The 21780-nt window shown below is 74.0% G+C and carries 23 protein-coding genes; 12 read left to right on the plus strand and 11 right to left on the minus strand.

The genetic code is table 11. From position 1 onward, the window contains the following. Positions 1 to 139: 139 nt before the first annotated feature. The gene (locus ACWEEU_RS26340) at positions 140 to 919 is read right to left on the minus strand and encodes a GH25 family lysozyme (protein WP_451735373.1); all 780 of its coding nucleotides are present in this window, start codon (positions 917 to 919) and stop codon (positions 140 to 142) included. 194 nt (positions 920 to 1113) lie between these two features. Between ACWEEU_RS26340 and ACWEEU_RS26345 the strand changes: the two genes are divergently transcribed. The 3 genes from ACWEEU_RS26345 (at position 1114) to ACWEEU_RS26355 (ending at position 4592) form a co-directional block, all read left to right on the plus strand. Further along, positions 1114 to 1791 carry a class II aldolase/adducin family protein gene (locus ACWEEU_RS26345; protein ID WP_451735375.1) on the plus strand — a complete coding sequence of 226 codons (678 nt, stop codon included), beginning with the start codon at positions 1114 to 1116 and terminating at the stop codon, positions 1789 to 1791. A 57-nt stretch (positions 1792 to 1848) separates the two neighbouring features. After that, on the plus strand, positions 1849 to 2982 hold the full coding sequence (locus ACWEEU_RS26350) for an alpha/beta hydrolase (RefSeq protein WP_451735377.1): 1134 nt from the start codon (positions 1849 to 1851) through the stop codon (positions 2980 to 2982). Between the two features lie 203 nt (positions 2983 to 3185). After that, a complete protein-coding gene (locus tag ACWEEU_RS26355; RefSeq protein ID WP_385746056.1) occupies positions 3186 to 4592 on the plus strand; it encodes a hypothetical protein in 1407 nt (468 codons plus the stop codon). A 217-nt stretch (positions 4593 to 4809) separates the two neighbouring features. Here the strand turns inward: ACWEEU_RS26355 and ACWEEU_RS26360 are convergent, their stop codons facing one another. Together ACWEEU_RS26360 and ypfJ are read right to left on the minus strand one after the other, a co-directional pair. Continuing rightward, positions 4810 to 5220 (minus strand): VOC family protein, encoded by a 411-nt coding sequence (locus tag ACWEEU_RS26360; protein ID WP_385746053.1) that lies wholly within the window; start codon positions 5218 to 5220, stop codon positions 4810 to 4812. 115 nt (positions 5221 to 5335) lie between these two features. After that, on the minus strand, positions 5336 to 6226 hold the full coding sequence (ypfJ, locus tag ACWEEU_RS26365; RefSeq protein ID WP_385746051.1) for a KPN_02809 family neutral zinc metallopeptidase: 891 nt from the start codon (positions 6224 to 6226) through the stop codon (positions 5336 to 5338). A gap of 249 nt (positions 6227 to 6475) precedes the next feature. On the opposite strand from ypfJ, the gene ACWEEU_RS26370 reads away from it, so the two are divergent. The 3 genes from ACWEEU_RS26370 (at position 6476) to ACWEEU_RS26380 (ending at position 9550) form a co-directional block, all read left to right on the plus strand. Then, complete coding sequence (locus tag ACWEEU_RS26370) at positions 6476 to 8074, plus strand: ABC-F family ATP-binding cassette domain-containing protein (protein ID WP_385746047.1); 1599 nt, start codon at positions 6476 to 6478, stop codon at positions 8072 to 8074. A gap of 321 nt (positions 8075 to 8395) precedes the next feature. Beyond that, complete coding sequence (locus ACWEEU_RS26375) at positions 8396 to 8617, plus strand: helix-turn-helix domain-containing protein (protein ID WP_004002281.1); 222 nt, start codon at positions 8396 to 8398, stop codon at positions 8615 to 8617. 129 nt (positions 8618 to 8746) lie between these two features. Beyond that, positions 8747 to 9550: an enoyl-CoA hydratase/isomerase family protein gene (locus ACWEEU_RS26380; protein WP_385746045.1), complete on the plus strand. Its 804-nt coding sequence runs from the start codon at positions 8747 to 8749 to the stop codon at positions 9548 to 9550. Positions 9551 to 9573: 23 nt separating this feature from the next. Here ACWEEU_RS26380 and ACWEEU_RS26385 read toward each other — a convergent pair whose 3' ends face one another. Continuing rightward, a complete protein-coding gene (locus tag ACWEEU_RS26385; RefSeq protein WP_451735381.1) occupies positions 9574 to 10326 on the minus strand; it encodes a nucleopolyhedrovirus P10 family protein in 753 nt (250 codons plus the stop codon). A gap of 87 nt (positions 10327 to 10413) precedes the next feature. Here ACWEEU_RS26385 and ACWEEU_RS26390 point away from each other — a divergent pair, with 87 nt between their 5' ends. The 5 genes from ACWEEU_RS26390 to amaP all read left to right on the plus strand — a co-directional run bounded on the left by ACWEEU_RS26390 (position 10414) and on the right by amaP (position 12766). Then, positions 10414 to 10890, plus strand: a complete 477-nt coding sequence (locus ACWEEU_RS26390; protein ID WP_385746041.1) for an Asp23/Gls24 family envelope stress response protein — start codon at positions 10414 to 10416, stop codon at positions 10888 to 10890. A gap of 67 nt (positions 10891 to 10957) precedes the next feature. Then, complete coding sequence (locus tag ACWEEU_RS26395; protein ID WP_018545846.1) at positions 10958 to 11152, plus strand: hypothetical protein; 195 nt, start codon at positions 10958 to 10960, stop codon at positions 11150 to 11152. 5 nt (positions 11153 to 11157) lie between these two features. Beyond that, positions 11158 to 11568 (plus strand): hypothetical protein, encoded by a 411-nt coding sequence (locus ACWEEU_RS26400; RefSeq protein ID WP_451735383.1) that lies wholly within the window; start codon positions 11158 to 11160, stop codon positions 11566 to 11568. Further along, positions 11565 to 12179: a DUF6286 domain-containing protein gene (locus ACWEEU_RS26405; RefSeq protein ID WP_451735385.1), complete on the plus strand. Its 615-nt coding sequence runs from the start codon at positions 11565 to 11567 to the stop codon at positions 12177 to 12179. Before ACWEEU_RS26400 ends, ACWEEU_RS26405 begins: the two co-directional genes overlap by 4 nt. 5 nt (positions 12180 to 12184) lie before the next feature. Continuing rightward, positions 12185 to 12766 (plus strand): alkaline shock response membrane anchor protein AmaP, encoded by a 582-nt coding sequence (gene amaP, locus ACWEEU_RS26410; protein ID WP_385746035.1) that lies wholly within the window; start codon positions 12185 to 12187, stop codon positions 12764 to 12766. A gap of 46 nt (positions 12767 to 12812) precedes the next feature. Here amaP and ACWEEU_RS26415 read toward each other — a convergent pair whose 3' ends face one another. The 5 genes from ACWEEU_RS26415 to ACWEEU_RS26435 form a co-directional block, all read right to left on the minus strand. Continuing rightward, entirely contained in the window at positions 12813 to 13568 is a 756-nt protein-coding gene (locus ACWEEU_RS26415) for an SDR family oxidoreductase (protein WP_385746033.1), read from the minus strand. 4 nt (positions 13569 to 13572) lie between these two features. Then, complete coding sequence (locus ACWEEU_RS26420; RefSeq protein ID WP_385746032.1) at positions 13573 to 15366, minus strand: glycoside hydrolase family 15 protein; 1794 nt, start codon at positions 15364 to 15366, stop codon at positions 13573 to 13575. Positions 15367 to 15466: 100 nt separating this feature from the next. Next, positions 15467 to 16312 carry an SURF1 family cytochrome oxidase biogenesis protein gene (locus ACWEEU_RS26425; protein ID WP_451735388.1) on the minus strand — a complete coding sequence of 282 codons (846 nt, stop codon included), beginning with the start codon at positions 16310 to 16312 and terminating at the stop codon, positions 15467 to 15469. 49 nt (positions 16313 to 16361) lie between these two features. After that, entirely contained in the window at positions 16362 to 16595 is a 234-nt protein-coding gene (locus ACWEEU_RS26430; protein ID WP_020939201.1) for a hypothetical protein, read from the minus strand. A gap of 188 nt (positions 16596 to 16783) precedes the next feature. Continuing rightward, positions 16784 to 17770 (minus strand): DEDDh family exonuclease, encoded by a 987-nt coding sequence (locus ACWEEU_RS26435; protein WP_385746029.1) that lies wholly within the window; start codon positions 17768 to 17770, stop codon positions 16784 to 16786. Positions 17771 to 18091: 321 nt separating this feature from the next. Here ACWEEU_RS26435 and ACWEEU_RS26440 point away from each other — a divergent pair, with 321 nt between their 5' ends. Next, the gene (locus ACWEEU_RS26440) at positions 18092 to 19138 is read left to right on the plus strand and encodes a zinc-dependent alcohol dehydrogenase family protein (RefSeq protein WP_366804043.1); all 1047 of its coding nucleotides are present in this window, start codon (positions 18092 to 18094) and stop codon (positions 19136 to 19138) included. Positions 19139 to 19160: 22 nt separating this feature from the next. Here ACWEEU_RS26440 and ACWEEU_RS26445 read toward each other — a convergent pair whose 3' ends face one another. Both ACWEEU_RS26445 and ACWEEU_RS26450 read right to left on the minus strand, forming a co-directional pair. Continuing rightward, positions 19161 to 20159, minus strand: coding sequence for a CopD family protein (locus ACWEEU_RS26445; RefSeq protein WP_451735390.1), 999 nt, complete (start codon positions 20157 to 20159; stop codon positions 19161 to 19163). Positions 20160 to 20224: 65 nt separating this feature from the next. Then, a complete protein-coding gene (locus ACWEEU_RS26450; RefSeq protein WP_451735397.1) occupies positions 20225 to 21595 on the minus strand; it encodes a CoA transferase in 1371 nt (456 codons plus the stop codon). Between the last annotated feature and the right edge of the window lie 185 nt (positions 21596 to 21780).

A 21780-nucleotide genomic window follows, 5' to 3' on the forward strand; every position in this document is an offset into this window, starting at 1 on the left:
TTCGAGCGTCATTGGCTGGATGAACGTAGGCAACCTGGGTGAACGGAAGGTGAACTCGGCCGGGCATCACGGTGTCGGAAGCGGGGGCCCGGATTCCGTCCGGAATGAATGATTCCGCACGGCCCGGGCGCCCCTTGGGTCAGCGGGCGCGCGCGAAGGTCCGCAGGCGGTTCGCGGAGCCGTTGAAGAGATCCTGGTCACCCGGCAGCCGGCCCTTGACGCCGTACTGCCAGAACGTCCAGTAACGCCAGCCCGCGGGAAGCCTTCCGGGCCCCGAGGCGCCGTGTCCGGCGACCCACAGCGCATGGCTCGCACCGAAGGCGCGGCTGCGCCCCGTGCAGGCGTTCCACCAGTTGGCGGTGGTGTAGATGACCGGGCGGCGTCCCGTCTCGCGGCGGACCTCGTCGCTGAACGACCAGATCCAGCGGACCATCCGCAGATGGCTCAGCCCGTAGCACTTGTGGTGCTTGTCGTACGGGTTGTACTCGATGTCGAGCGCGGGTGGCAGCGTGACGCCGTCGGCGCGCCAGTCGCCGCCGTGCCGGACGAAGTACGCGGCCTGGCGGGCGCCGGAGGAGCGGTCGGGGCGGGCGAAGTGGTACGCGCCCCGGATCAGCCCCGCGCGGCGGGCGCCGTCGTACTGCCCGGCGAAGTACGGGTTGCGGTAGTTCGTCGACTCGGTCGCCTTGACGTAGGCGAACCGGGCGCCCCGGGCGCGGGCGCGGTCGAAGTCCACGCGCTTCTGGTGCGAGGAGACGTCGTTGCCCCGGGGGAGCGCGGGGAGGACGGCGCGGTGCGGTGCGGGGGCGGTGGCCGTGGCGTGGAGCGGTCCGGCGGCGCTGAGGTGGGTGCCCGTCAGGGCGAGCGCCGCGGTGGCCGTCGCGAGGACTCCGGCGCGGCGGTGGGCAGAGAAGGCCATGCGTCCCCCGGGGTGGCGGTGAAGCGTCGTCGTCCGGTCGGTCGGCGGAGGCCCATTCAAGGTGCGGGGCGGGGAGCGGGGGTTGATTTGTGGTGCTGTGTCATGATTTTCGTTCGATCGGACGTACGGTCCGGTCGGCCCCCGCGTCACAAAAACGCCGCCCGCCGTCGCCGTCCGGCTGGCAGGATCGGCGCATGGACCGGCAGCGGGGTGACACGGGACGGATCGGCGCGGCGGAGGCCGAGGCGTGGGCGGAGGTGGTCGCCACCGCGCGGCGCACGGCCGCCGAGGGGCTGGTCGTCGGCACCTCGGGGAACGTCTCCGCGCGCGTCGGCGACACCGTGCTGGTCACCCCCACGGGCGTGCCCTACGACCGGCTCGGCCCCGACGACATCACCGGCGTCGACCCGAGCGGCCGCCAGGTGCTCGGCACGCTGAGGCCGACCAGCGAACTTCCCCTGCACCTCGCGGTCTACGGCGCCACCGATGCCCGCGCGGTCGTCCACACCCACGCCGTGCACGCCACCGCCGTCTCCACGCTGGTCCCCGAGCTGCCCCCGATCCACTACATGACCTGCGCCCTCGGCGGCCCCGTCCGTGTCGCCCCCTACGCCCCCTACGGCACCCCCGAACTCGCCGCCCACGCGGTCACCGCCCTCACCGGCCGCACCGGCTGCCTCCTGCGCAACCACGGCACCCTCACCTACGGCAACACCCTCGCCCAGGCATACGACCGCACCGCCCAACTGGAGTGGATGTGCCACCTGTGGCTCACCGCCTCCTCGGTACCGGGCCACACCCCGTCCCTGCTGACGGAGGCGGAACTTGCCGAGGCGACCGACCGCCTGAAGAGCTACGGCCAGCAGGGCTGACCAGCGCGAACTCCGCTTCCGCTGGCCACCGCCGCCCCGCCCCCCGACACTGGAGCCGTGCGTACAGTCAAAGTGTCCGCTGCCGTCGTCGGTGCCGTCGTCGCGGCGGGGGCCGTGTCCCTGGCCGTGGGGCGGTATGCGAGCGGGGCCGCGCTGAAGGCGCCCTCGGGGCGGCCGCTGCCGACCGAGCCCCGGCTCACCGTGCACGCCACGCAGGCCGGGCGGATCACGCTCACCCGGGATCTGGCCTCGCTGCGGCGGGGCACGTACGGGATCACGGGCCATGGCGTGCACGCGGTCGTCGGACCCGTCCTCGACTCGGCCGAGCACACCGCCGACACGGTCGTACGGCGCCTGGAACGCGTCACCCACGGCACGCTCACCCCCGGCGAGGCGGTGCGGATGACGCCCCACGTCCACGTCGGAGACCCGCGCACCGCCCTGGGCATGGACTTCGCCGACGTCGAGGTGCCCACCGGGAACGGCCTGCTGCCCGCCTGGTTCGTGCCCGGGCAGCGGGACACCTGGGTGATCGCCGTGCACGGCCTCGGCGCCACCCGCGAGCAGTCCCTGAACGTGCTGCGCGCCCTGCACGCGCTACGGCTTCCGGTGCTCGCGCTCTCCTACCGGGGCGACGCCGGAGCCCCCGCCCCGCCCGACGGCATCAACCATCTCGGTGAGACCGAGTGGCGCGACGTGGACGCCGCGATCCGCTGGGCCGTCGGCCACGGCGCCCACCGGGTCGTCCTGCTCGGCTGGTCCACCGGCGCCACCATGGCGCTGCGCGCCGCCCAGCACTCCCCGCTGGCCGACCGGGTCGCCGGACTGATCCTCGACTCGCCCGTCCTCGACTGGGAGTCCACGCTGCGCGCCCTCGCCCACGCCCGGCACCTCCCACGCCCCCTGCTGCCGCTCGCGGTGCGCGCCGCGCAGGGCAGGGCCGGACTGCGCCCCGGGCGCGCCGCCGGAGCGGCTGGGTCCGGCCCGCCCGAGGTCCCCGCGCCCACCCTGATCATCCACGGCCCCGGCGACACGGTCGCCCCCTGGCAGTACTCCCGCCGCCTCGCCGACCGCCGCCCCGACCTCGTCGCCCTCCACACCGTCCCCGGCGCCCCCCACGCCGCGATGTGGAACGCCGACCCGGAGGAGTACGAGGAGCGGCTGCGCCGGTTCCTGGTGCCGCTGATGTGAACCCGGACGCGGACGCCGGTCCGACCCCCTCAGCCAGCCGGAATCCCCGGTTCCGTGCCACTTCGTACCCCGCCGGAGGCCCCCGGGGCCATGGCCTGATCCTGACTCCGCGCCCCTCGGTCGAGCTGGTGCGTTGGCCTTCTCCGTCGCCGCCCGTGACATCCCGTTTGGGTTTTCGGACCGTCAACCGGAAGACTGCACCCGTGACGTCCCGTATCCCGCGCGACTCCAGGCTCCGACTCGTCCGACCGCGACCCCTGGCCGCCGCCCCCAGAGCTGTGAACCAGCGGCGCCCGCGCCGCGCCGCACCCCGGCCCCCGGAGGGCACCCCGGCCCCCGCCGAGCTGGCCAGAATGGCCCGCACCGGACTGGCCGGCGCCGTCCGCGTCGCACGCTGGGCCGACTCCGCCCTCGGCCCCGGCAGCGACGCCGCCACCGCCGACGGCAAGGCCACCCTCTCCGACGCGACCGCGGCCCGCGCCGCCGCCGACCTCGGCCTCACCACTCGTCAGATCCGCGCCGACTGGGACACCGCCCGGCTCGCCGGACTCGTCGAGGTGCACGGCGACAGCGCCCGCCCCGGCTGGCGCCTGCGCGCCTGGGACCGCGACGACAGCGCCGTCCTGCGCGGCTGGGTCGCCCTCTTCGACGCCTGGTCGCTCGCCTGCCCCGAACCGGCGGGCCACGAACCGGCCGCCGTCGCCGAGGTCGTCTCGGCCATGCCCCAGGTGCTCTCCTTCCTCCAGCTCTCCGCGGGACCCGTGCCCGTCGAGCAGCTCCTGGACCTCCTCGAACAGCGCGTCACCGAACTGCGCACCGAGCGCTGCGAGGTCTCCTACGCCCCCGGTGTCCCCGCCCCGCTCGCCGCCCCGGACGACGGCCCCGCCGACGCCCCGCTCGCCCCGCTCCTCGACTGGGCCGTCCAGGCGCTGGCCTCCGTGGGCGCCCTCACCCACGGCGACGGCCACGCCACCCTCACCCCGCTCGGCAACTGGGCCGTCTGGGTCAAGCTGGAGCAGATCTGCGTCGCCGCGCAGAGCCCCGCCGGGAACATCGAGCAGTCCGCCGAGGACATGCTGCGCGGCTGCGCCCAGCTCCGCCCCAACGCGGCCCGCGCCGAGTACCGCGCCTGGCTCGCCGCCCGCCCCGTCGGCGGCGCCGTCGGCCAGCTCATCGAGGCGGCCCGCGGCGAGGACGCCCTGCTGCGCGGCCTCGCCTTCGAGGCGCTGCGCGTCGTCGGCGCCCCCGCCGAGCCCGAAGTCCGCGCGGTCGTCGAGGAGCCCGCGCTGCGGCCGTACGCCCTGCTGTGGCTGGCCGAGCACGACGGCGTGGACCCCGAGGACGCGCACGAGGTGCTCACCCGCGAGGAGGCCACCTGGCTCTGGGTCGACACCGCCGCCGCCGTCGCCGACCACGGCGAGACGGAGATGCTGGTGCGGCACCTGGAGGCCGCCGTGCAGCCGACCGTCCCCGCCCTCCTGGAGGAGGTGCGCGCCGTCGGCCACCCCCGCACCGTGCAGGTCCTGGTCGCGCTGGCCGCGGCCCACCCCGACCCCGCGCTCGCCAAGGCCGTGCGCCGGGCCGCCTTCCAGGTGCACACCGGCGGCTAGGGCCTGTCTGACCGTTCTCGTCTGCCGCGCGACGTCATGCACGCACTCTCGCCGCGCCGGCCCCAGACCTCAGTACGGTCCAGTACGGGGGTCTGGGGCCGACACGCCGAGAGCACACACCTGACGCCGGCGCGGCCGCCCTCCGGGCGACGACGGTAATGGTCAGACAGGCCTCAGGGAGACCCCCTGGAGGCCGGCCCCCGCGGGGCTCGGGAACTCACAGCGCGATCGCCGGGGCGTACGTCCCGAAGCTCCAGACGTTGCCCTCGGCGTCGCGCGCCATGTAGTCCCGCGAGCCGTAGTCCTGGTCCGTCGGGGGCATCAGGATCTCCACGCCGTGCTCCACGGCCCGCTGGTGGTGGGCGTCCACGTCGTCCACGACGATGTACACCCCCGCGGGCCCGGCGTCCTTCATCACCGAGTCGAAGACGCCGCCGCGGCCCTTGGAACCGACCATCACCGCGCCGTTGCCCTGGGCCAGCTCGGCGTGCAGCACCGTGCCGTCCTCCGACTCGTACACCGTCAGCTCGGTGAAGCCGAGCGCCTCCGTCAGCTGCGCGATCGCGGCCTTCGCGTCCGCGTAGAGCACCGTCGGGTAGACGCTCGGCCGTCCGTCCCTCACCGCCATGGCGATCACTCCCTTGTGCGCCGGGTACTCCGGACGGTCCTGTCCGGATCCGTGGTGACTCGCCGCTCAGTGTGACACCCGCCACTGACAACGCCCCGGGTCCTTCCCCCGCCCGTCAGCCGAAGGTGTCGCACCGGGCCGGGTCGCCCGTGCGGTAGCCCTGGTCGAACCACTGCTGGCGCTGGAGCGAGGAGCCGTGCGTCCAGGTCTCCGGGGTCACGTGGCCCTGGAACTCCTCCTGGATGCGGTCGTCGCCCACGGCCGCGGCCGCGTTCAGACCGTCCTTGATGTCCGCCGGGGTCAGGCTGGTGATCAGCGGCCGCCCGGTCGCCGGGTCCGGGGTCGTGGTCGCGTGGTGTGCCCACACCCCCGCGTAGCAGTCGGCCTGGAGCTCGGTGCGCACGGAGTTGCTGTTCTCGCCGGTCATCCCGTCCTGCGTGCGGCCCAGCGTGCCCTCCAGGTCCTGCACGTGGTGGCCGTACTCGTGCGCGACGACGTACGCCTGCGCGAACGGACCCCCGCTCGCCCCGAACTTCGTCCGCAGTTCGTCGAAGAAGCCCAGGTCCAGATAGACCTTCCGGTCGCCGGGGCAGTAGAACGGCCCCACCGCCGAGGTCGCCGCCCCGCAGGCGGTACGGATCTGGCCGGTGAACAGCACGGTCGGCGCCGGGGTGTAGGTCCGGCCCTGGCCGCGGAACTCCTGCGACCAGTAGTCCTGCACGCTGTTGACCACCGCCACCATCCGGCAGTCGGTCCGCGTGTTCGCGTCCTTGCCGGTCCGGCACGACTCCTGCACCTGCCCCAGCGACGACGGCTGCGGCGCCGCCTGATCGCCCCCGGACGACAGCCCGAGCTGATCCGGCCCGACCCCCAGGAACAGCGCCAGCAACAGCGCGATCAGCCCGCCGATGCCACCCCCGATGGTCGCCCGCCCACCCGGAATCCGGCTCCCGCGCACGTCCTGCACCTCGGACGTGTCGAGATTCGCGTCATCATCGAACTGCACCGGCCCCACACCTTCCGTCCCACGTCGGCCTCACATCCAGCGCCTTGCCGCCATCCTCACCCGCGCACCCCCTCAGGACCAGTGCTCACCACCGGACCAGCCCCGCCCTCGCGGGGCCCGCGTCAGGAAATCCCCTTGCCCGCCCCCGTTAGACTTGCCCGCATGGCCTTTCTCCTCGCGCATTAGACGGCGGGAACGCCCTCAGCAGACCGCCCGACGATCCCGTCCCGTACGCCCAGGAGCCTGTCCGTGATCTCCGCCTCCGGTATCGAGCTGCGCGCCGGTGCCCGCATCCTCATCGAGAACGCCAGCTTCCGTGTCGCCAAGGGCGACCGCATCGGTCTGGTCGGCCGCAACGGCGCCGGCAAGACCACCCTCACCAAGTGCCTGGCCGGCGAGGGCATCCCGGCCGCCGGGCAGATCACCCGCTCCGGCGAGGTCGGCTACCTGCCGCAGGACCCCCGCACCGGCGACCTCGACGTGCTCGCCCGCGACCGCATCCTCTCCGCGCGCGGCCTCGACACCCTGATCCGCAAGATGCGCGAGAACGAGGAGCGCATCGCCAACGGCAAGGGCGGCACCCGCGAGAAGGCGCTCAAGCAGTACGAGCGCCAGGAGACGGAGTTCCTCACCAAGGGCGGGTACGCCGCCGAGGCCGAGGCCGCCACCATCGCCGCCGCGCTCAACCTGCCCGACCGCGTGCTCGGCCAGCCCCTGCACACCCTCTCCGGTGGTCAGCGCCGCCGCGTCGAGCTGGCCCGCATCCTCTTCTCCGACGCCGACACCCTGCTCCTCGACGAGCCGACCAACCACCTCGACGCCGACTCGATCGCCTGGCTGCGCGACTACCTCAAGACCTACCGCGGCGGCTTCATCGTGATCTCCCACGACGTCGACCTGGTCGAGACGGTCGTCAACAAGGTGTTCTACCTGGACGCCAACCGCGCCCAGATCGACGTCTACAACATGGGCTGGAAGCTCTACCAGCAGCAGCGCGAGGCGGACGAGAAGCGCCGCAAGCGCGAGCGCGCCAACGCCGAGAAGAAGGCCGCCGCCCTGCACTCGCAGGCGGACAAGATGCGCGCCAAGGCCACCAAGACGGTCGCCGCGCAGAACATGGCCCGCCGCGCCGACAAGCTGCTCTCCGGCCTGGAGGCCGTCCGCCAGTCCGACAAGGTCGCCAAGCTCCGCTTCCCCGAGCCCGCCCCCTGCGGCAAGACCCCGCTGATGGCCGAGGGCCTGTCGAAGTCGTACGGCTCGCTCGAGATCTTCACCGACGTCGACCTGGCCATCGACAAGGGCTCCCGCGTCGTCATCCTCGGCCTCAACGGCGCCGGCAAGACCACCCTGCTGCGCCTGCTCGGCGGTGTCGAGCAGCCCGACACCGGCGGCGTCGTCCCCGGCCACGGCCTCAAGCTCGGCTACTACGCCCAGGAGCACGAGACCCTGGACCCCGAGCGCACCGTCCTGGAGAACATGCGCTCCGCCGCGCCCGACATGGACCTGGTCGAGGTCCGCAAGGTGCTCGGCTCGTTCCTGTTCTCCGGCGACGACGTGGACAAGCCCGCAGGCGTCCTCTCCGGCGGTGAGAAGACCCGTCTCGCGCTCGCCACCCTGGTCGTCTCCTCGGCCAACGTGCTGCTCCTGGACGAGCCCACCAACAACCTCGACCCGGCCAGCCGCGAGGAGATCCTCGGCGCCCTGCGCACCTACAAGGGCGCGGTCGTCCTGGTCACCCACGACGAGGGCGCCGTCGAGGCGCTCCAGCCGGAGCGGATCATCCTGCTCCCGGACGGCGTCGAGGACCTCTGGGGCTCCGACTACGCGGACCTCGTCGCCCTTGCGTGATCCACGGACATGGATCATTCGGCCGATCGGTGATCCCTCATCTGTGTGAGATCTCCTCGTACCGAGGTGTGTCGTACACGGATTTCGCGGCCGGTCCCCCCAGGCGGAGGGGCCGGCCGCTCCGCGTCTGTGACCTGGACCTTCATCGATCCGCGCGTCCCCGGTTCCGCGCATCACCCCTTGGAATACGAGATTCCGTATGTGGGGATGTGCTCCTGTCGTCACAACCTTGTCTCACGGACCTTGCCGAATGGGTGGCCATCCCGCCCCGGAGGGGTGATCATGAGAAGACCAGAGCGCACTTCCCATGAGGAGGCACGGGTGGCCGAGACTCTGAAGAAGGGCAGCCGGGTGACCGGCGCCGCGCGCGACAAGCTCGCGGCAGACCTGAAGAAGAAGTACGACTCCGGTGCGAGCATCCGGGCGCTGGCCGAGGAGACCGGCCGCTCGTATGGCTTCGTGCACCGGATGCTCAGCGAGTCGGGCGTCACGCTGCGTGGGCGTGGCGGAGCGACCCGGGGCAAGAAGGCCGCATCGTCCTGACTCCGGGCGGCCCGTCGGCTTCGATGGTGGCCACCCGGTCGGTCGTGCGATCGCCCGGGTGGTTACTGTGCAGTCACTTCGCGGCGCCGTAGGGCACCGCGTGCTGACCGCACCCACCGGAGGCGCCCCATGGCTTCGCCCGACCAGGACCTCGCTCCTGTACTCGACAAGGACGGCGTACGGCTCACCGTCGACGACGCGCTCGCCACGGTGACGCTGACCAACCCGGCCAAGCGCAACGCGCAGAGCCCCGCCATGTGGCGGGCGCTGGCCGAGGCGGGGAAGCTGCTGCCGGGCACCGTGCGTGTCGTCGTCCTGCGCGGCGAAGGGCAGTCCTTCTCCGCCGGTCTCGACCGACGCATGTTCACGCCGGAGGGGATCGAGGGCGAGCCGACCTTCGTCGACCTCGCGCGCCGTGACGACGCCGGGATCGACGCGACCATCGCCGAGTACCAGGAGGCGTTCACCTGGTGGCGCCGGAACGACCTCGTGTCCGTCGCCGCTGTCCAGGGCCATGCGATCGGGGCCGGCTTCCAGCTCGCGCTCGCCTGCGACCTGCGCATCGTCGCGGACGACGTGCAGTTCGCCATGCGGGAGACGAGCCTGGGCCTGGTGCCCGACCTCACGGGGACCCATCCGCTGGTCGGCCTGGTCGGATACGCCCGCGCGCTGGAGATCTGCGTGACGGGCCGCTTCGTGCACGCCGAGGAGGCGGTCGTCTCGGGGCTCGCCAACGCGGCGGTCCCGGCGGCCGAACTCGACGCGGCGACCGCCGACCTGGCCGCCGCGCTCCTCGCCGCGCCCCGTGACGCCGTGGTGGAGACCAAGGCCCTGCTGCGTGGCGCCCCCGAGCGCACCTACGACGAGCAGCGCACGGCCGAGCGCGCCGCCCAGACCCGCCGGCTGCGCGACCTCGCGGGCATCGGCGACTGAGCACTCGCCCCGAACGACCGGGCTCAGGTGAGGGGACCGGACTCCGCTTCCGGTTCCTCCACCGCCGTGACCAGCACCGCCACCGTCGGATGGTCCTCCAGCGCGTCTCGTACCGCCGTACGCACCGCGCGGGCCACGTCGGCGGTGCGGTGGACGGGGTCGGTGGCCACCTCCACGCACACATGGCGCCGGGGGAGCGAGGCGGGCACGGCGGGCCGTTCCGTCCGCACCACCCCGCAGCGGTCCCCGAGCACCGCCGTCAGCCGGGTCACCCCGGGCACCGCCCGCGCGGCGGTGGCCACCAGATAGCCGTCGGGATCCGTGGCCTCGGCGGCCGGCGGCGGTGCGGGCGCCCGACGCGGCTCGGGCGGCGGATCCGCCGGGCCCAGCAGATCCGTCACCCGCAGGTCCACCTCGGTGACCACCAGCCCGAGCCGCCGGACCGCCGCGTCCGCGAGGGCCGTCCGCAGCAGTTCCGCCGTCACCGGCAGCGGCCGTTCCGCGCCCGCCGCGAAGTCCGCCGTCACGCGCAGGGCGCCCGGCGGCAGCGCGCTCGGCGGCGGCGGTACGACCGGTTCCCCGGCCTCCGCCGGATCGGCGAGCCCGATCCTGAGGGTCCCCAGCCGTACCCCCGGCACTTCGTCCCTGGCCGCGCTCCCCAGCACCGCCCCGGCCGCCTGCTCCGAGATCCACGCGCCGTCGCGGCTCCCGCCGAGCGGCAGAAGTCTGCCCACGCCCAGCCGCTGACGTACCGCCTGTGTCCACTCCGCCGTCATTCCTCCAGCCTGCCGTATACCTGGCGCGCATTCGCGCAGCCGTGCTTACGGTGGTCCAGGAACCACGACCGAAAGGGACCCACGGCGATGACCGAGACGACGACGAGCCCCGGTGGAGACGACGAGTCGCAGGTGTCCACCCGCAAGACCACCCGGCGCGGCGGCGGTGACCCGGCGGACCGGGGCCGCACCACGATCGCGGACGGCGTGGTGGAGAAGATCGCCGGAATGGCCGCACGCGACGTGGTCGGAGTGCACGCCATGGGCAGCGGGCTCGCCCGCACCTTCGGCGCCGTGCGCGACCGGGTCCCGGGCGGCTCCAAGGCCGTCACCAGGGGCGTGAAGGCCGAGGTCGGCGAGGTGCAGACCGCGCTCGACCTGGAGATCGTCGTCGAGTACGGCTACTCCATCGGCGACATCGCCCGCGCGGTGCGCGAGAACGTGGTCGCCGCCGTGGAGCGCATGACCTCGCTGGAGGTCGTGGAGGTCAACATCGCGGTCAGCGACGTCAAGCTCCCCGACGAGGAGGACGAGGAGGAACCCTCCCAGCCGCGTATTCAGTGAGCTGCGCGTATGCACCACGCCGTAGGGGGAATCGGGGTTGTGGGGGCCTGACGAACTGAGGAGCGCTATGAGCATGGCCGTGGCCGGCATGATCGCCGGCCTGGCGCTGGGATTCGCCGGGTACTTCGGCGGATTCGGGGCCTTCCTGCTGGTGGCGGCGCTCGGAGCCGTCGGGTTCGTCGTCGGCCGCTTCCTGGACGGCGACCTGGAGCCGGGTGACTTCTTCCGCGCCCGCGACGGCCGGCGCGACCGGCGGCGGTGAGCGCGGTGAGCGCGACGGCGGCCGACCGTCCGGCCACGGAGCCCACCCCGGCGGGCGAGCGCGGCGCCACCCGGATCGCGGACAAGGCCGTCGCGAAGATCGCCGCGCAGGCGGCCCGCGAGGCCCTCGCCCCGCTCCCGCCGGGCGTCGGCAAACCGCACGCCACCGTCGCCGTGCGCTCCCACGGCTCCGGCGCCCACCGCGGCGAGGGCGGCCCGTTCGGCACGGCACGCGTGCGGGTCTCCCTCGAACTCGCCTACCCGGCCGACATCGGCGCCCGCTGCGCGGCGGTACGCAGCCGGGTCACCGAACGGGTGAGCGCGCTGGCGAACATGACGGTGCCCGAGGTGGTCGTCCAGGTCGAACGGCTGCACCCGGTGGCCGCCCCCGGTGACGCGCACGGGAGGACGTCATGAGCGAGAACACCACCCACCGCCTGCCCGTCCTCGACCCCGACGAGCAGCCCGTACCCCCGCCCGAGAGGAGCAGCGGCCGCTTCTGGTCCGCGCGCCGTGTCCCGGCCGCCCTCGTCGCCCTGTGCCTGATCGGCGGCGCGGGCCTCCTGCTGTACGACGTGGCCGCCGTGCGCGCCGGGCACCCCGCGATGTACTGGCGCCGCGAGCTGGCCCGGCAGCTCGCCGAGCAGCGGGTCGACGCGATCCCGGTGCTGGCGGGCGCGGCCTTCGTCGCCGCCGTCGGACTCTGGCTGCTCTTCCTCGCGCTCACGCCGGGACTGCGTCGCCTGCTGCCCATGAGCCGCCCGCACCCCGACGTGCGCGCCGCGCTGCGCCGCGAGGCGGCCGCCGTGCTGCTGCGCGACCGTGCCATGGACATCTCCGGCGTCCGCGAGGCACACGTACGGGTCGGCCGCAGAAAGGCGGACGTGAAGGTGGTCTCGCACTTCCGCGAACCGGAGGAGGTCCGCGAGGACCTGGACACCACGCTGGACGGCGCGGTCCGCGAGCTGGGGCTGAGTCGCCCGCCGAAGCTGTCCGTCCGGGTCCGCCGCCCGGGGAAGAAGGGGTGAGCCAGATGCGCACCGGCATCGTCAACCGGGTCCTGCTCGCGATCACCGGCCTGCTGCTGCTCGCCCTCGGCGGTGTGGTGCTGGCCGCCGGACTCGGCGCGCCCTTCCCGCGCTGGTGGCTCCATTCCAGCGCGCACGACGTGCTGCTGAGCCGGGCCGAGCGCACCGCTTTCCGGGACGCCGGCTGGTGGTGGCCCGCCCTCATCGCCGGCCTGGCGATCCTGTTCCTGATCGGCGTGTGGTGGCTGGTGTCGGTGCTGCGCCGTCACCGGGTCTCCGAGGTACGGGTCGACACCGGCGACGGCGGCACCGCGCGGCTGCGCGGCTCGGCCCTGCAGAACGCCCTCTCCCGGGACGCCTCGGGGCAGGAGGGCGTGGCCCAGAGCGACGTGCTGCTGACCGGCCGCCGCGGCGCGCCCGCCGTACGGGCGTGGTTCCGGCTGGAGCCGGACATGCCCCCCGGGGCCGCGCTCGCGGAGTTCACCTCCGGTCCCCTGGCCCGCGCCCGGGACTCGGCGGGCCTCGCGGCACTGCCCGCCGAGGTCCGGCTGCGGGTGGTCAGGCACCGCGCCGAACGCGTCACCTGACCACCGGGCAGAAGCCGGATCCCCGGCGAGGAGAGTCGACTACACGTCAGAAACCGTGCCGGGACCCGCCGTCCACCGGCAGCATCACGCCCGTCACATAGGACGCCGCCGGGGACAGCAGGAAGGCGGCGGCCCGGCCGAACTCCTCGGGTGTGCCGTAACGGCGCAGCGGGATACGGGACTCGGCGGCCGCCCGGGTCGCCTCGGGGTCGGCGGAGAGCCGGTCCAGCTCGCGCACCCGGTCGGTGTCGATCCGGCCCGGCAGCAGCCCGACGACGCGGATACCGCGCGGGCCCAGCTCGTCCGCGAGGGACTTCGCGAACCCGGCGAGCCCGGGGCGCAGTCCGTTGGAGATGGTCAGCCCCGGGATCGGCTCGTGCACCGAGCCGGAGAGCACGAAGCCGATGACCCCGCCCGGCTCCAGCTCGGCCGCCGCCGCGCGGGCCAGGCGCACCGCACCCAGGAACACCGACTCGAAGGCGTCCCGCCACTGCTCGTCGGTCACGTCCGCCACGAAGCCCGGCGGCGGCCCGCCCACGCTCACGAGGACGCCGTCGAGCCGCCCGAAGTGCTCCCGCGCCGCCGCGATCAGCCGCTCCGGCGCCTCCGGATCGGCGTTGCCCACGGCCACGCCCACCGCGTCCGGGCCCAGCTCGGCGGCCGCGTCGGCCGCCCGCTCGGCGTCCCGTGACGTGACGACCACCTTCGCCCCGTCGGCGACCAACTGCCGCGCGGCGGCGTTGCCGAGCCCCCGCGAGGCCCCGGTCACGATGTACACCCGGTCCTTCAGTCCAAGATCCATGCCCCTATCCTGCCTCCTCGCCGCCGTAGAGGGTGCGGGCGGTGTTCACGAGGGCGATGTGGCTGAAGGCCTGGGGGTAGTTGCCGAGCTGGCAGCCGGTCACCGGGTCGTACTCCTCGGCCAGCAGCCCCACGTCGTTCGACAGGTCGACCAGCCGGGCGAAGAGGTCCCGCGCCTCCTCGGTGCGGCCCGTCATGTGCAGGGCGTCGGCCAGCCAGAACGAGCAGGCGAGGAACGCGCCCTCGCCCTCGGGCAGCCCGTCCACCACCGGTCCCTCGGGGTCCTCGGTGTCGTAGCGGCGCACGAAGCCGTCCTGGCCGAGCCCCGCGCGGATCGCGTCCACCGTGCCGATCACCCTCGGGTCGTCCGGCGGCAGGAAACCCACGCGCGGGATCAGCAGCAGCGCGGCGTCCAGGGTGCGCGAGCCGTAGTACTGGGTGAAGGTGTTGCGTTCCGGGTCGTACGCCTTCGCGCACACCTCCCGGTGGACGTCGTCGCGCAGCTCCCGCCAGCTCCTGAGGTCGCCCTGCAGCTCGGGGTGCTGCTCCAGGGTGCGGACGGCGCGGTCGACGGCCACCCACACCATCACCTTGGAGTGCGTGAACTGCCGACGGCCCCCGCGCACCTCCCACAGCCCCTCGTCCGGCTGACGCCACTGCGAGCGCAGGAAGCCGATCAGCGCGCACTGCAGGGACCACATGTGCGGCCGGGGCGACAGGCCCGCCTGCCGTGCGAGCCAGAGGGAGTCCATCACCTCGCCGTACACGTCGAGCTGGAGCTGGTCCACCGCGCTGTTGCCGATCCGGACCGGTGCCGAGCGCGCGAACCCGCGGAGCCAGGGCAGCTCGCTCTCCGGCAGCCGCCGCTCGCCCGCGACCCCGTACATGATCTGTAGATCCTCGGGGCTGCCCGCGACGGCCCGGAGCAGCCAGTCGCGCCACGCCTCGGCCTCCTCGTGGTAGCCCGCAGCCAGCAGCACGCCGAGGGTGAGGGTGGAGTCGCGCAGCCAGCAGTAGCGGTAGTCCCAGTTGCGCACCCCGCCGAGCTTCTCCGGGAGCGAGGTGGTCGCGGCGGCGACGATCCCCCCGGTCGGACGGTAGGTGAGCGCCTTGAGAGTGATCAGCGAGCGGACCACGGCGTCCCGGTACGGCCCCTCGTAGCGGCAGCGGCGCGCCCAGCTCTGCCAGTCGCGCACGCTGGACTCCAGCGCGTCGAACGGGTCGATCAGCCGGGGGCGCGGCTCGTGCGAGGGGTGCCAGGTGAGCACGAACGCCACCCGCTCGCCCTCGCCGATGGTGAACTCCGAGTGCGTGCCGAAGTCCTCGCCCCAGGTGCGCACCGGCGGAACGGTGCGCAGCCAGGTGGAGTCGGGGCCCGCCACGGCCACCCGGTGACCGTCCGAGCGCCGCATCCACGGCACGATCGAGCCGTGGTCGAAGCGCAGCCGCAGCGTGCCGCGCACGGTGACCCGCCCGCTGAGGCCCTCCACGATCCGTACGACGTCGGGCACCCGGGCGCGCTGCGGCATCAGGTCGGTCACGCGCACGGTGCCGTCGGGGGTGTCCCACTCGGTGTCCAGGACGAGGGTGTCGGGCCGGTAGGCGCGCCGGGTGCAGGTGTGCGCGCCCTTGGGGGCGATCCGCCAGTGGCCGTTGTCTTCGTCGCCGAGGAGGCGGGCGAAGCAGGCGCCGGAGTCGAAGCGGGGAAGGCACAGCCAGTCGATCGAGCCGTCCAGGCCGACCAGGGCCGCGGTCTGCTCGTCGCCGATGACGGCGTAGTCCTCGATGCGCGCGTTCACGGGAAGCCGGTTCCCGGCGGGTCTGAGGGGCAATCAGACGGTGCGGCCGGGGGAGTGACGCCTCGGTCGTGTGCGGTCCGGGCTCCCGGCGGCGCGGGCGTTATACGGCGGCGGGCTCGGGCTCGGAGGAGCCGTCCCCGGAGCCGCCCGGGGAGTCGTCCCCCGAGCCGTCCTGCGGGGCGCCGCCGGCCGCCGCCTCCGCCCGGTCGCGGATCTCGCGGCGGACCAGGAACCACCAGCCCACCGGCACCGCGGCGGCGAACAGCCACCACTGGATCATGTACGCGTAGTTCAGCGGGGCGTCCTCGCTGCCCGGGCTGGAGATCTGCTCCGGGGTGTCGCCCCTGGGCGCGGGCGCGGTCTGCTCGACGTAGCCGCCGACCACCTTCGCGCCGAGGCGCCGGGCCTCCTCCGCGCTGTTGATCAGCATGATCTGCCGGTCGGGCAGACCCTTGACGTTCTTGATGCCGCTGGCCGCCGTCGTCTCGTCGGCCATGAGCCGCCCGGTGACGGTGGTCCGGCCGGACGGGGGCGCCGGGATCTTCGGGAAGGCCGTCTGCACGCCGTTCGCGGGAATCCAGCCCCGGTTGACCAGCACGACGGCGCCGTCCGTCAGCCGCAGCGGGGTCAGGACGTGGAAGCCGACCTCGCCGTCGGAGTTGGTGCGGCGGCGGACGACCACCTCGTGGGCGGTGTCGAAGGTGCCGGTCGCGGTGACGGTGCGGTACTTGTCCAGGCGCGTCACGGTGTGGCCGGGGGAGGTGAGCCGTTCCACCGGGACCGGCTTGGCGTGCAGCGCCCGCGAGACCAGGTCGTTGCGGGCGGTGCGCTCCTCGTACCGGTGCTGCTGCCAGAAGCCGAGCCTGATCATCGTCGGGATCAGCGCGATCGCGACGAGGGTGAGGATCACCCACTGGAGGGTCAGCAGGAAGCGGTAGCGGTGCACCCCACGACGGTACTCCTGAGCCGTGGGGCGCATTCGGGCGGGTACCGGGTCACACCCGGTCGACCACCCCCGTCCTGCCCTCGGCCCGCGCGCAGTGGGCACCGCAGTACCAGTGGCCCTCCACCTCGACGCCCTGTCCGATGATCTGCACCCGGCAGTGCTCGCAGATGGGGGCCATGCGGTGAATGGCGCAGGAGAAGCAGTCGAAGACGTGCACCGCGCCCTGCGCGTGGACCTCGAAGGTCATTCCGTAGTCATTGCCGCAAACTTCGCATCTCGCCATGCGGCTCAGGGTGAGCCGTTCCGGGGCGCCGGGCGAGCGGGGGCGGGGCGAGTCGCGGTGAATCACCCGTCCGCCCCGTCGTCCGGCGTGCCCGTCGGTCCACCCGGTGCCGTCCTGCCGCCGGGTCGGGTCCCGCCCCGCCGGTCGGTTCCGGTGCGGCGCGCCGCCTGCGGTCGCGGTCGCGCGGGTTACGCCGCTCCGTCGGCGGGCTCCACGTCCCGCAGGAGCTGCCCGAACGCCGCCTCGTCCACCACGGGGGTGCCGAACTGGCGGGCCTTGGCCGTCTTCGAGGTGCCCGAATCGGGGTCGTTGGTGACGAGCAGGCTGGTCAGCCGGGACAGGCTCGTCGCGACGTGCAGTCCGGCCTCGGTCGCCCGGTCCTCCAGCAGATCCCGCTCCGTGGAGGTGTCGCCCGAGAACGCCACCCTCATGCCCTGCTTGAGGCGTTTGCCTGGTTCGTACCGACCGGGGTTGGGGTACGGACACGCCGGCCGCTTGCGCGCCGGACGCCAGCTCGACGAGCCGCCGTAACCGCCGCCGCCCTGGCGGCCGATGCGGGGCGCGTCCGACCACTCGGTGAGCGGACGGCACTCCAGCAGCGGCAGCCGTACGTTCCCCGCGGCGGCCTCGCGCAGGCTCGGGCGGAACGCCTCGGCCAGCACCCGCGCGTCGTCCAGGGCGTGGTGGGCGCGCTGCTGCACGACCCCGAAGTGGGCCGCGAGGGACTCCAGCTTGAAGTTGGGCAGCGGAAGCCCCAGCTCCTTGGAGAGTGCGATGGTGCACAGCCGTTGCCGTACCGGAGGCTCCTTGCCGGCACGCGCGTACTCCCGCGCGATCATCTGCCAGTCGAAGACCGCGTTGTGCGCGACCAGCACCCGGTCCGCGAGCCGGGCCGCGAACTCCGCCGCCACCTCCGTGAAGAGCGGGGCCCCTTCGAGGACCTCGCTCGTCAGCCCGTGTATCCATACCGGGCCCGGATCACGCTCGGGGTTGACCAGCGTGTACCAGTGGTCCTCGACCTCGCCGCGCGCGTCCAGGCGGTAGACGGCGGCCGAGATGATCCGGTCGTCGCGGGCCAGGCCGGTGGTCTCCACGTCAACGACCGCGTATCCCTTCGGATACACGGCCGGCCACGGGGCGGGGGAGGACACAGCGGTCGCAGGGTCTTCGAGCATGGTCACTGAGGATACGGGCCACCACCGACACCGAGGGCCCCCAGGGGCGCACTCCCCGCCCTCCCGGGTCGGCCGTCGTATGCCTGTACGGCCCCGGCCCGTATGCCTGTGCGACCCCGGGCGAGCACCTGTTCGCGTCCGGCGCGCCCACCCGGGGCGGGGGCAGCCGGTGAACCCCGCCGCGCGGGCGCCGAGTTCACGCGGGGTGCTCCCTTTTCCCTGGTCGGGCGCCCCCTGGGCGCGCGTCACGCCCCCGGCACGGCGTACCGTGAGAGGCGCTCGACCACCGCCGAGCCCCCTCGCACGAGAAAGACCCGCACCATGCGCGCCACCACCATCCACGCCCCCTTCGACATGCGCGTGGAGGACGTGCCCGAGCCGGTGGTGCAGTTGCCCACCGACGCCGTCGTCCGGGTGCTGCGCGCCTGCATCTGCGGCAGCGACCTGTGGGCCTACCGCGGCGAGGCCGCCCGGCAGCCCGGTCAGCGCATCGGGCACGAGTTCCTCGGCATCGTCGAGGAGACCGGCTCCGAGGTGGGCACGGTCCGGCGCGGGGACCTCGTGGTCGCCCCCTTCATGTGGTCCGACGGCACCTGCGAGTACTGCCGCGAGGGCCTGACCACCTCCTGCGTGCACGGCGGCTTCTGGGGCTCCGTCGGCTACGACGGCGGCCAGGGCGAGGCCGTGCGGGTGCCGTTCGCCGACGGCACCCTCGTCACGCTGCCCAAGGAGGCGGCCGCCGACGACCACCTGCTGACGTCCCTGCTCACCCTCTCCGACGTGCTCGGCACCGGCCACCACGCCGCCCTCGGTGCGGGCGTCCGCCCCGGCTCCACGGTCGCCGTCGTCGGTGACGGCGCGGTCGGCCTGTGCGCCGTGCTCGCCGCCAAGCGGCTCGGCGCCGAGCGGATCATCGCACTCGGCCGGCACGAGGTCCGCACCGAGATCGCCCGCCGCTTCGGTGCCACCGACGTGGTCGCCTCGCGCGGCGAGGAGGCCGTCGCCGCGGTCCGCGAGCTGACCCGGGGCCAGGGCGCGCACTGCGTGATCGAGGCCGTCGGCACCGAGCAGTCCATGAGCACGGCCGTCCACATCACCCGCGACGGCGGCTCCATCGGCTACGTCGGCGTGCCCCACGGCAGCGGCACCGGCCTCGACCTCAGCGTCATGTTCGACCGCAACATCGCCCTGCGCGGCGGTGTCGCCCCGGTCCGCGCCTACATCCCCGACCTGCTGCCCGACGTGCTCGACGGCACGATCGACCCCTCCCCGGTCTTCGACATGACCGTGGACATCGAGGGCGTCCCGGACGGCTACAAGGCGATGGACGAGCGCACGGCCCTCAAGGTGCTCGTCACCAACGGCTGAAACCCCACGCGGGCACGGCGGTTCAGGACCAGCGGATCGGCAGCGGCAGCGCCGTGAGCAGTCCCGAGACCGCCACCACCGCGCCCAGCACGGCCACCTCGGCCCGCGCGGGCGCGGCCGCGGCGAGCGGGTCACCGCCGCGGCCCAGCCGCACCCGCGCCCACAGCGCGAGCACGGCGACGACGGCGACGAGCAGCACCTTGGCGAGCAGGGTGCGCCCGTACGCCGTCGTCGTGAGCTGGTCCAGGACCGTGCCCGGCGGCATCCGGCGCAGCGTGCTCCACACGCCGGTCGCGATGAGCGCGCCGAGCAGGACAGCGGCCACGCGCGCGTACCTCCCGAGCAGCGCGGCGCCCGCGGGCCCGCCCCGCCAGACCCGCAACGTCCGCAGGGTGTACGGCAGTCCGCCCGTCCACAGCGCCGCACAGGTCAGGTGCGTGAGCGTCAGCAGCGAGCCGGTGAGCGGGCCGTGCTCGGGGGACGGGTGGGCACGCAGCGCCTCCGCGACCAAGACGCCCGTCAGCGGCCACAGTTGGAGCCCCGGGCGGTGCGAACGGGCGCACAGCGCGGCCAGCAGAAAGGCGTTGACCTCCACCAGGGCCAGCCTCCCGTCGCGGGAGGCGTAGAGACCGCCGAGGTCGATCTGGCCGAGGTCGCGGGGGACGAGATTGCCGGTGGCGACGACGGAAGCCAGGGCCAGTGCGGCCGCGCAGCCGGCCCCGTTCGCCGACGGCGCCCAACGGGAGGGCCGTTCACCGGGAGCACCCGGCAGTCCGGCCGCCAGCCTCCTCACGAACAGCTCACCCAGTGACACGCTCAGTGCGGCGAACAGCACGCCACGCAGCAGCGCCGTCCCGCCCGCACCGGGCGCCGCCGCCTCCCCGGTGCCGTGCAGCGCGGCACCCGGCCCCCACAGCGGTATGAGCGCGGCGAGCGGCGCGAGGACCAGCACCGCCACGCCGCGCCGCACGTCGGCCCGCACCTCAGGCGAGGTGGCGGAAGGGGGGCGCGGAGAACTCACCTGCCGATACTGGCCAAGGGGACCCACATTGGACAAGTGCGCCTAGAAGAAGGCGGATTGGACCCTCAGCTCCACGTGGCCGCGCTCGACCCCCACGGAACCGGCGGCGCCGCCCAGTCCGTCGGGCCGCCCGTGAACGACACCGGAGGCCGGGCGTACCGCAACCGCCCCAGCGGGCTGTCCCGTTCGGCCAGCCACGCCTCCTCCTCGTACTTCGGTCCGCCCAGGGACGGGTCGGGTCCCGCCTCGTGGGTCAGCCAGTGCGCGGTCCGCGCGAGGGCGAGGCGCACCAGGCGCCCCTGTCCGTCGCGGGCCCGTTCGCCCAGGGCCCGCAGAATGCCCGCCGCCATCAGATAGCCCGAGCCGTGGTCCAGGGCCTGCGCGGGCAGGGCGCCGGGCTCCATGGTCGAGCCCTCGGTGGCGGCGATGCCGGTGGCGACCTGGACCAGGCTGTCGAAGCCGCGCCGCTCGCGCCAGGGACCGTACGCGCCCCACGCCGAGATCTGTGCGACGACGAGGCCCGGGTAGCGCTCGGAGAGGGCCTCGGGGGAGAGACCGAAGCGGTCGAGGGCGCCGGGGCGGTAGCCGGTGACGACCACGTCGGCCGAGGCCAGCAGCTCCTCCAGCACCTTGGTGTCGGCGGTGAGTTCGAGGGTGGTGGACCGCTTCCCGAAGCCCGTGTCCGCGTGCTGGTCGGCGAGTTCGGGCAGCTCGGGCCCGTCCACGCGCAGCACGTCGGCACCGAGCAGCGCGAGGGTGCGGGTGGCCACGGGCCCGGCGAGGACCCGGGTGAGGTCCAGGACACGCAGCCCGGCGGCAGGCAGCAGCGGTGCCGACTTGCCGTCCAGCGGCGGGAGTTCGCGTGCCGACGTCGCGCCGATCGGGGCACGCTCCACCAGCGGGCGCAGCGCCACCTCGGTGCCCTGCGGATGCGCCGTCCACTGCCCCGGCGTGCGCAGGGCCACCGCGAGACCCCCGGCGGCGTACACCGCCTCCTCGATCTCCAGCGCGGAACGCTCCAGCAGCAGCCGCTCCACGTCCTCCGGTTCGGCGCCGTCGGGCAGGCCGAGGGCGCCGAGAAGGCGCAGCCGGTGGTGCGGGTAGTTGGCGTGGGTGCGCACCCAGCCGTAGCCCGCGCGCCACCAGCGCGACAGGGGCGCGAAGTTGACCGGTGCCCGGCCGTCGATCCGCAGCACCCGCTCGCTGTGGAACGCGGTGACGACCGCCCCGTCGTCCACCACGGCACGCGGCACCGTGCCGAGCCCGGCCCGCAGCGCGCCGAGTTCGGCGGCGGCCAGCGCGCACGTGCCCACGCACGCGCGCGCCAGCCGCTGCACCGGAAGCCGTGCGATCAACGCCGCGGGACGCTCCACGGAAACCAGCCGTGCCAGCAGCCCGGCATCTCCGCCCAGCGCGGCCCAGGCGGACTTGATCATGGGATCGGTCACCGCTGCACTATGCATCAGCCGCCCGGGCCCCACAAGGAGGCGCCTGTTCTGCCGCGTCGGCCAGGGGGCGTCTTCCCGATCTTCGCGGGCCGCCCCGGCTCACCCGCCCGGCCCGTCCCCGCCCGCGCCGGGCTCCGCATCCCCGGGATCAGCCCGTTCGTCACCGGGAACAC

Source organism: Streptomyces sp. NPDC005004, from assembly GCF_053600675.1.

Excerpts from the sequence above, each read along its gene's own strand:
- ACWEEU_RS26390 (WP_385746041.1), top strand. The coding sequence starts at position 10,414 with ATGACCGAGACGACGACGAGCCCCGGTGGAGACGACGAGTCGCAGGTG.
- ACWEEU_RS26415 (WP_385746033.1), bottom strand. The coding sequence starts at position 13,568 with ATGGATCTTGGACTGAAGGACCGGGTGTACATCGTGACCGGGGCCTCG.
- ACWEEU_RS26395 (WP_018545846.1), top strand. The coding sequence starts at position 10,958 with ATGAGCATGGCCGTGGCCGGCATGATCGCCGGCCTGGCGCTGGGATTC.
- ACWEEU_RS26340 (WP_451735373.1), bottom strand. The coding sequence starts at position 919 with ATGGCCTTCTCTGCCCACCGCCGCGCCGGAGTCCTCGCGACGGCCACC.
- ACWEEU_RS26450 (WP_451735397.1), bottom strand. The coding sequence starts at position 21,595 with ATGATCAAGTCCGCCTGGGCCGCGCTGGGCGGAGATGCCGGGCTGCTG.
- ACWEEU_RS26430 (WP_020939201.1), bottom strand. The coding sequence starts at position 16,595 with ATGGCGAGATGCGAAGTTTGCGGCAATGACTACGGAATGACCTTCGAG.
- ACWEEU_RS26380 (WP_385746045.1), top strand. The coding sequence starts at position 8,747 with ATGGCTTCGCCCGACCAGGACCTCGCTCCTGTACTCGACAAGGACGGC.
- ACWEEU_RS26385 (WP_451735381.1), bottom strand. The coding sequence starts at position 10,326 with ATGACGGCGGAGTGGACACAGGCGGTACGTCAGCGGCTGGGCGTGGGC.
- amaP (WP_385746035.1), top strand. The coding sequence starts at position 12,185 with ATGCGCACCGGCATCGTCAACCGGGTCCTGCTCGCGATCACCGGCCTG.
- ACWEEU_RS26405 (WP_451735385.1), top strand. The coding sequence starts at position 11,565 with ATGAGCGAGAACACCACCCACCGCCTGCCCGTCCTCGACCCCGACGAG.
- ACWEEU_RS26345 (WP_451735375.1), top strand. The coding sequence starts at position 1,114 with ATGGACCGGCAGCGGGGTGACACGGGACGGATCGGCGCGGCGGAGGCC.
- ACWEEU_RS26360 (WP_385746053.1), bottom strand. The coding sequence starts at position 5,220 with ATGGCGGTGAGGGACGGACGGCCGAGCGTCTACCCGACGGTGCTCTAC.
- ACWEEU_RS26435 (WP_385746029.1), bottom strand. The coding sequence starts at position 17,770 with ATGCTCGAAGACCCTGCGACCGCTGTGTCCTCCCCCGCCCCGTGGCCG.
- ACWEEU_RS26440 (WP_366804043.1), top strand. The coding sequence starts at position 18,092 with ATGCGCGCCACCACCATCCACGCCCCCTTCGACATGCGCGTGGAGGAC.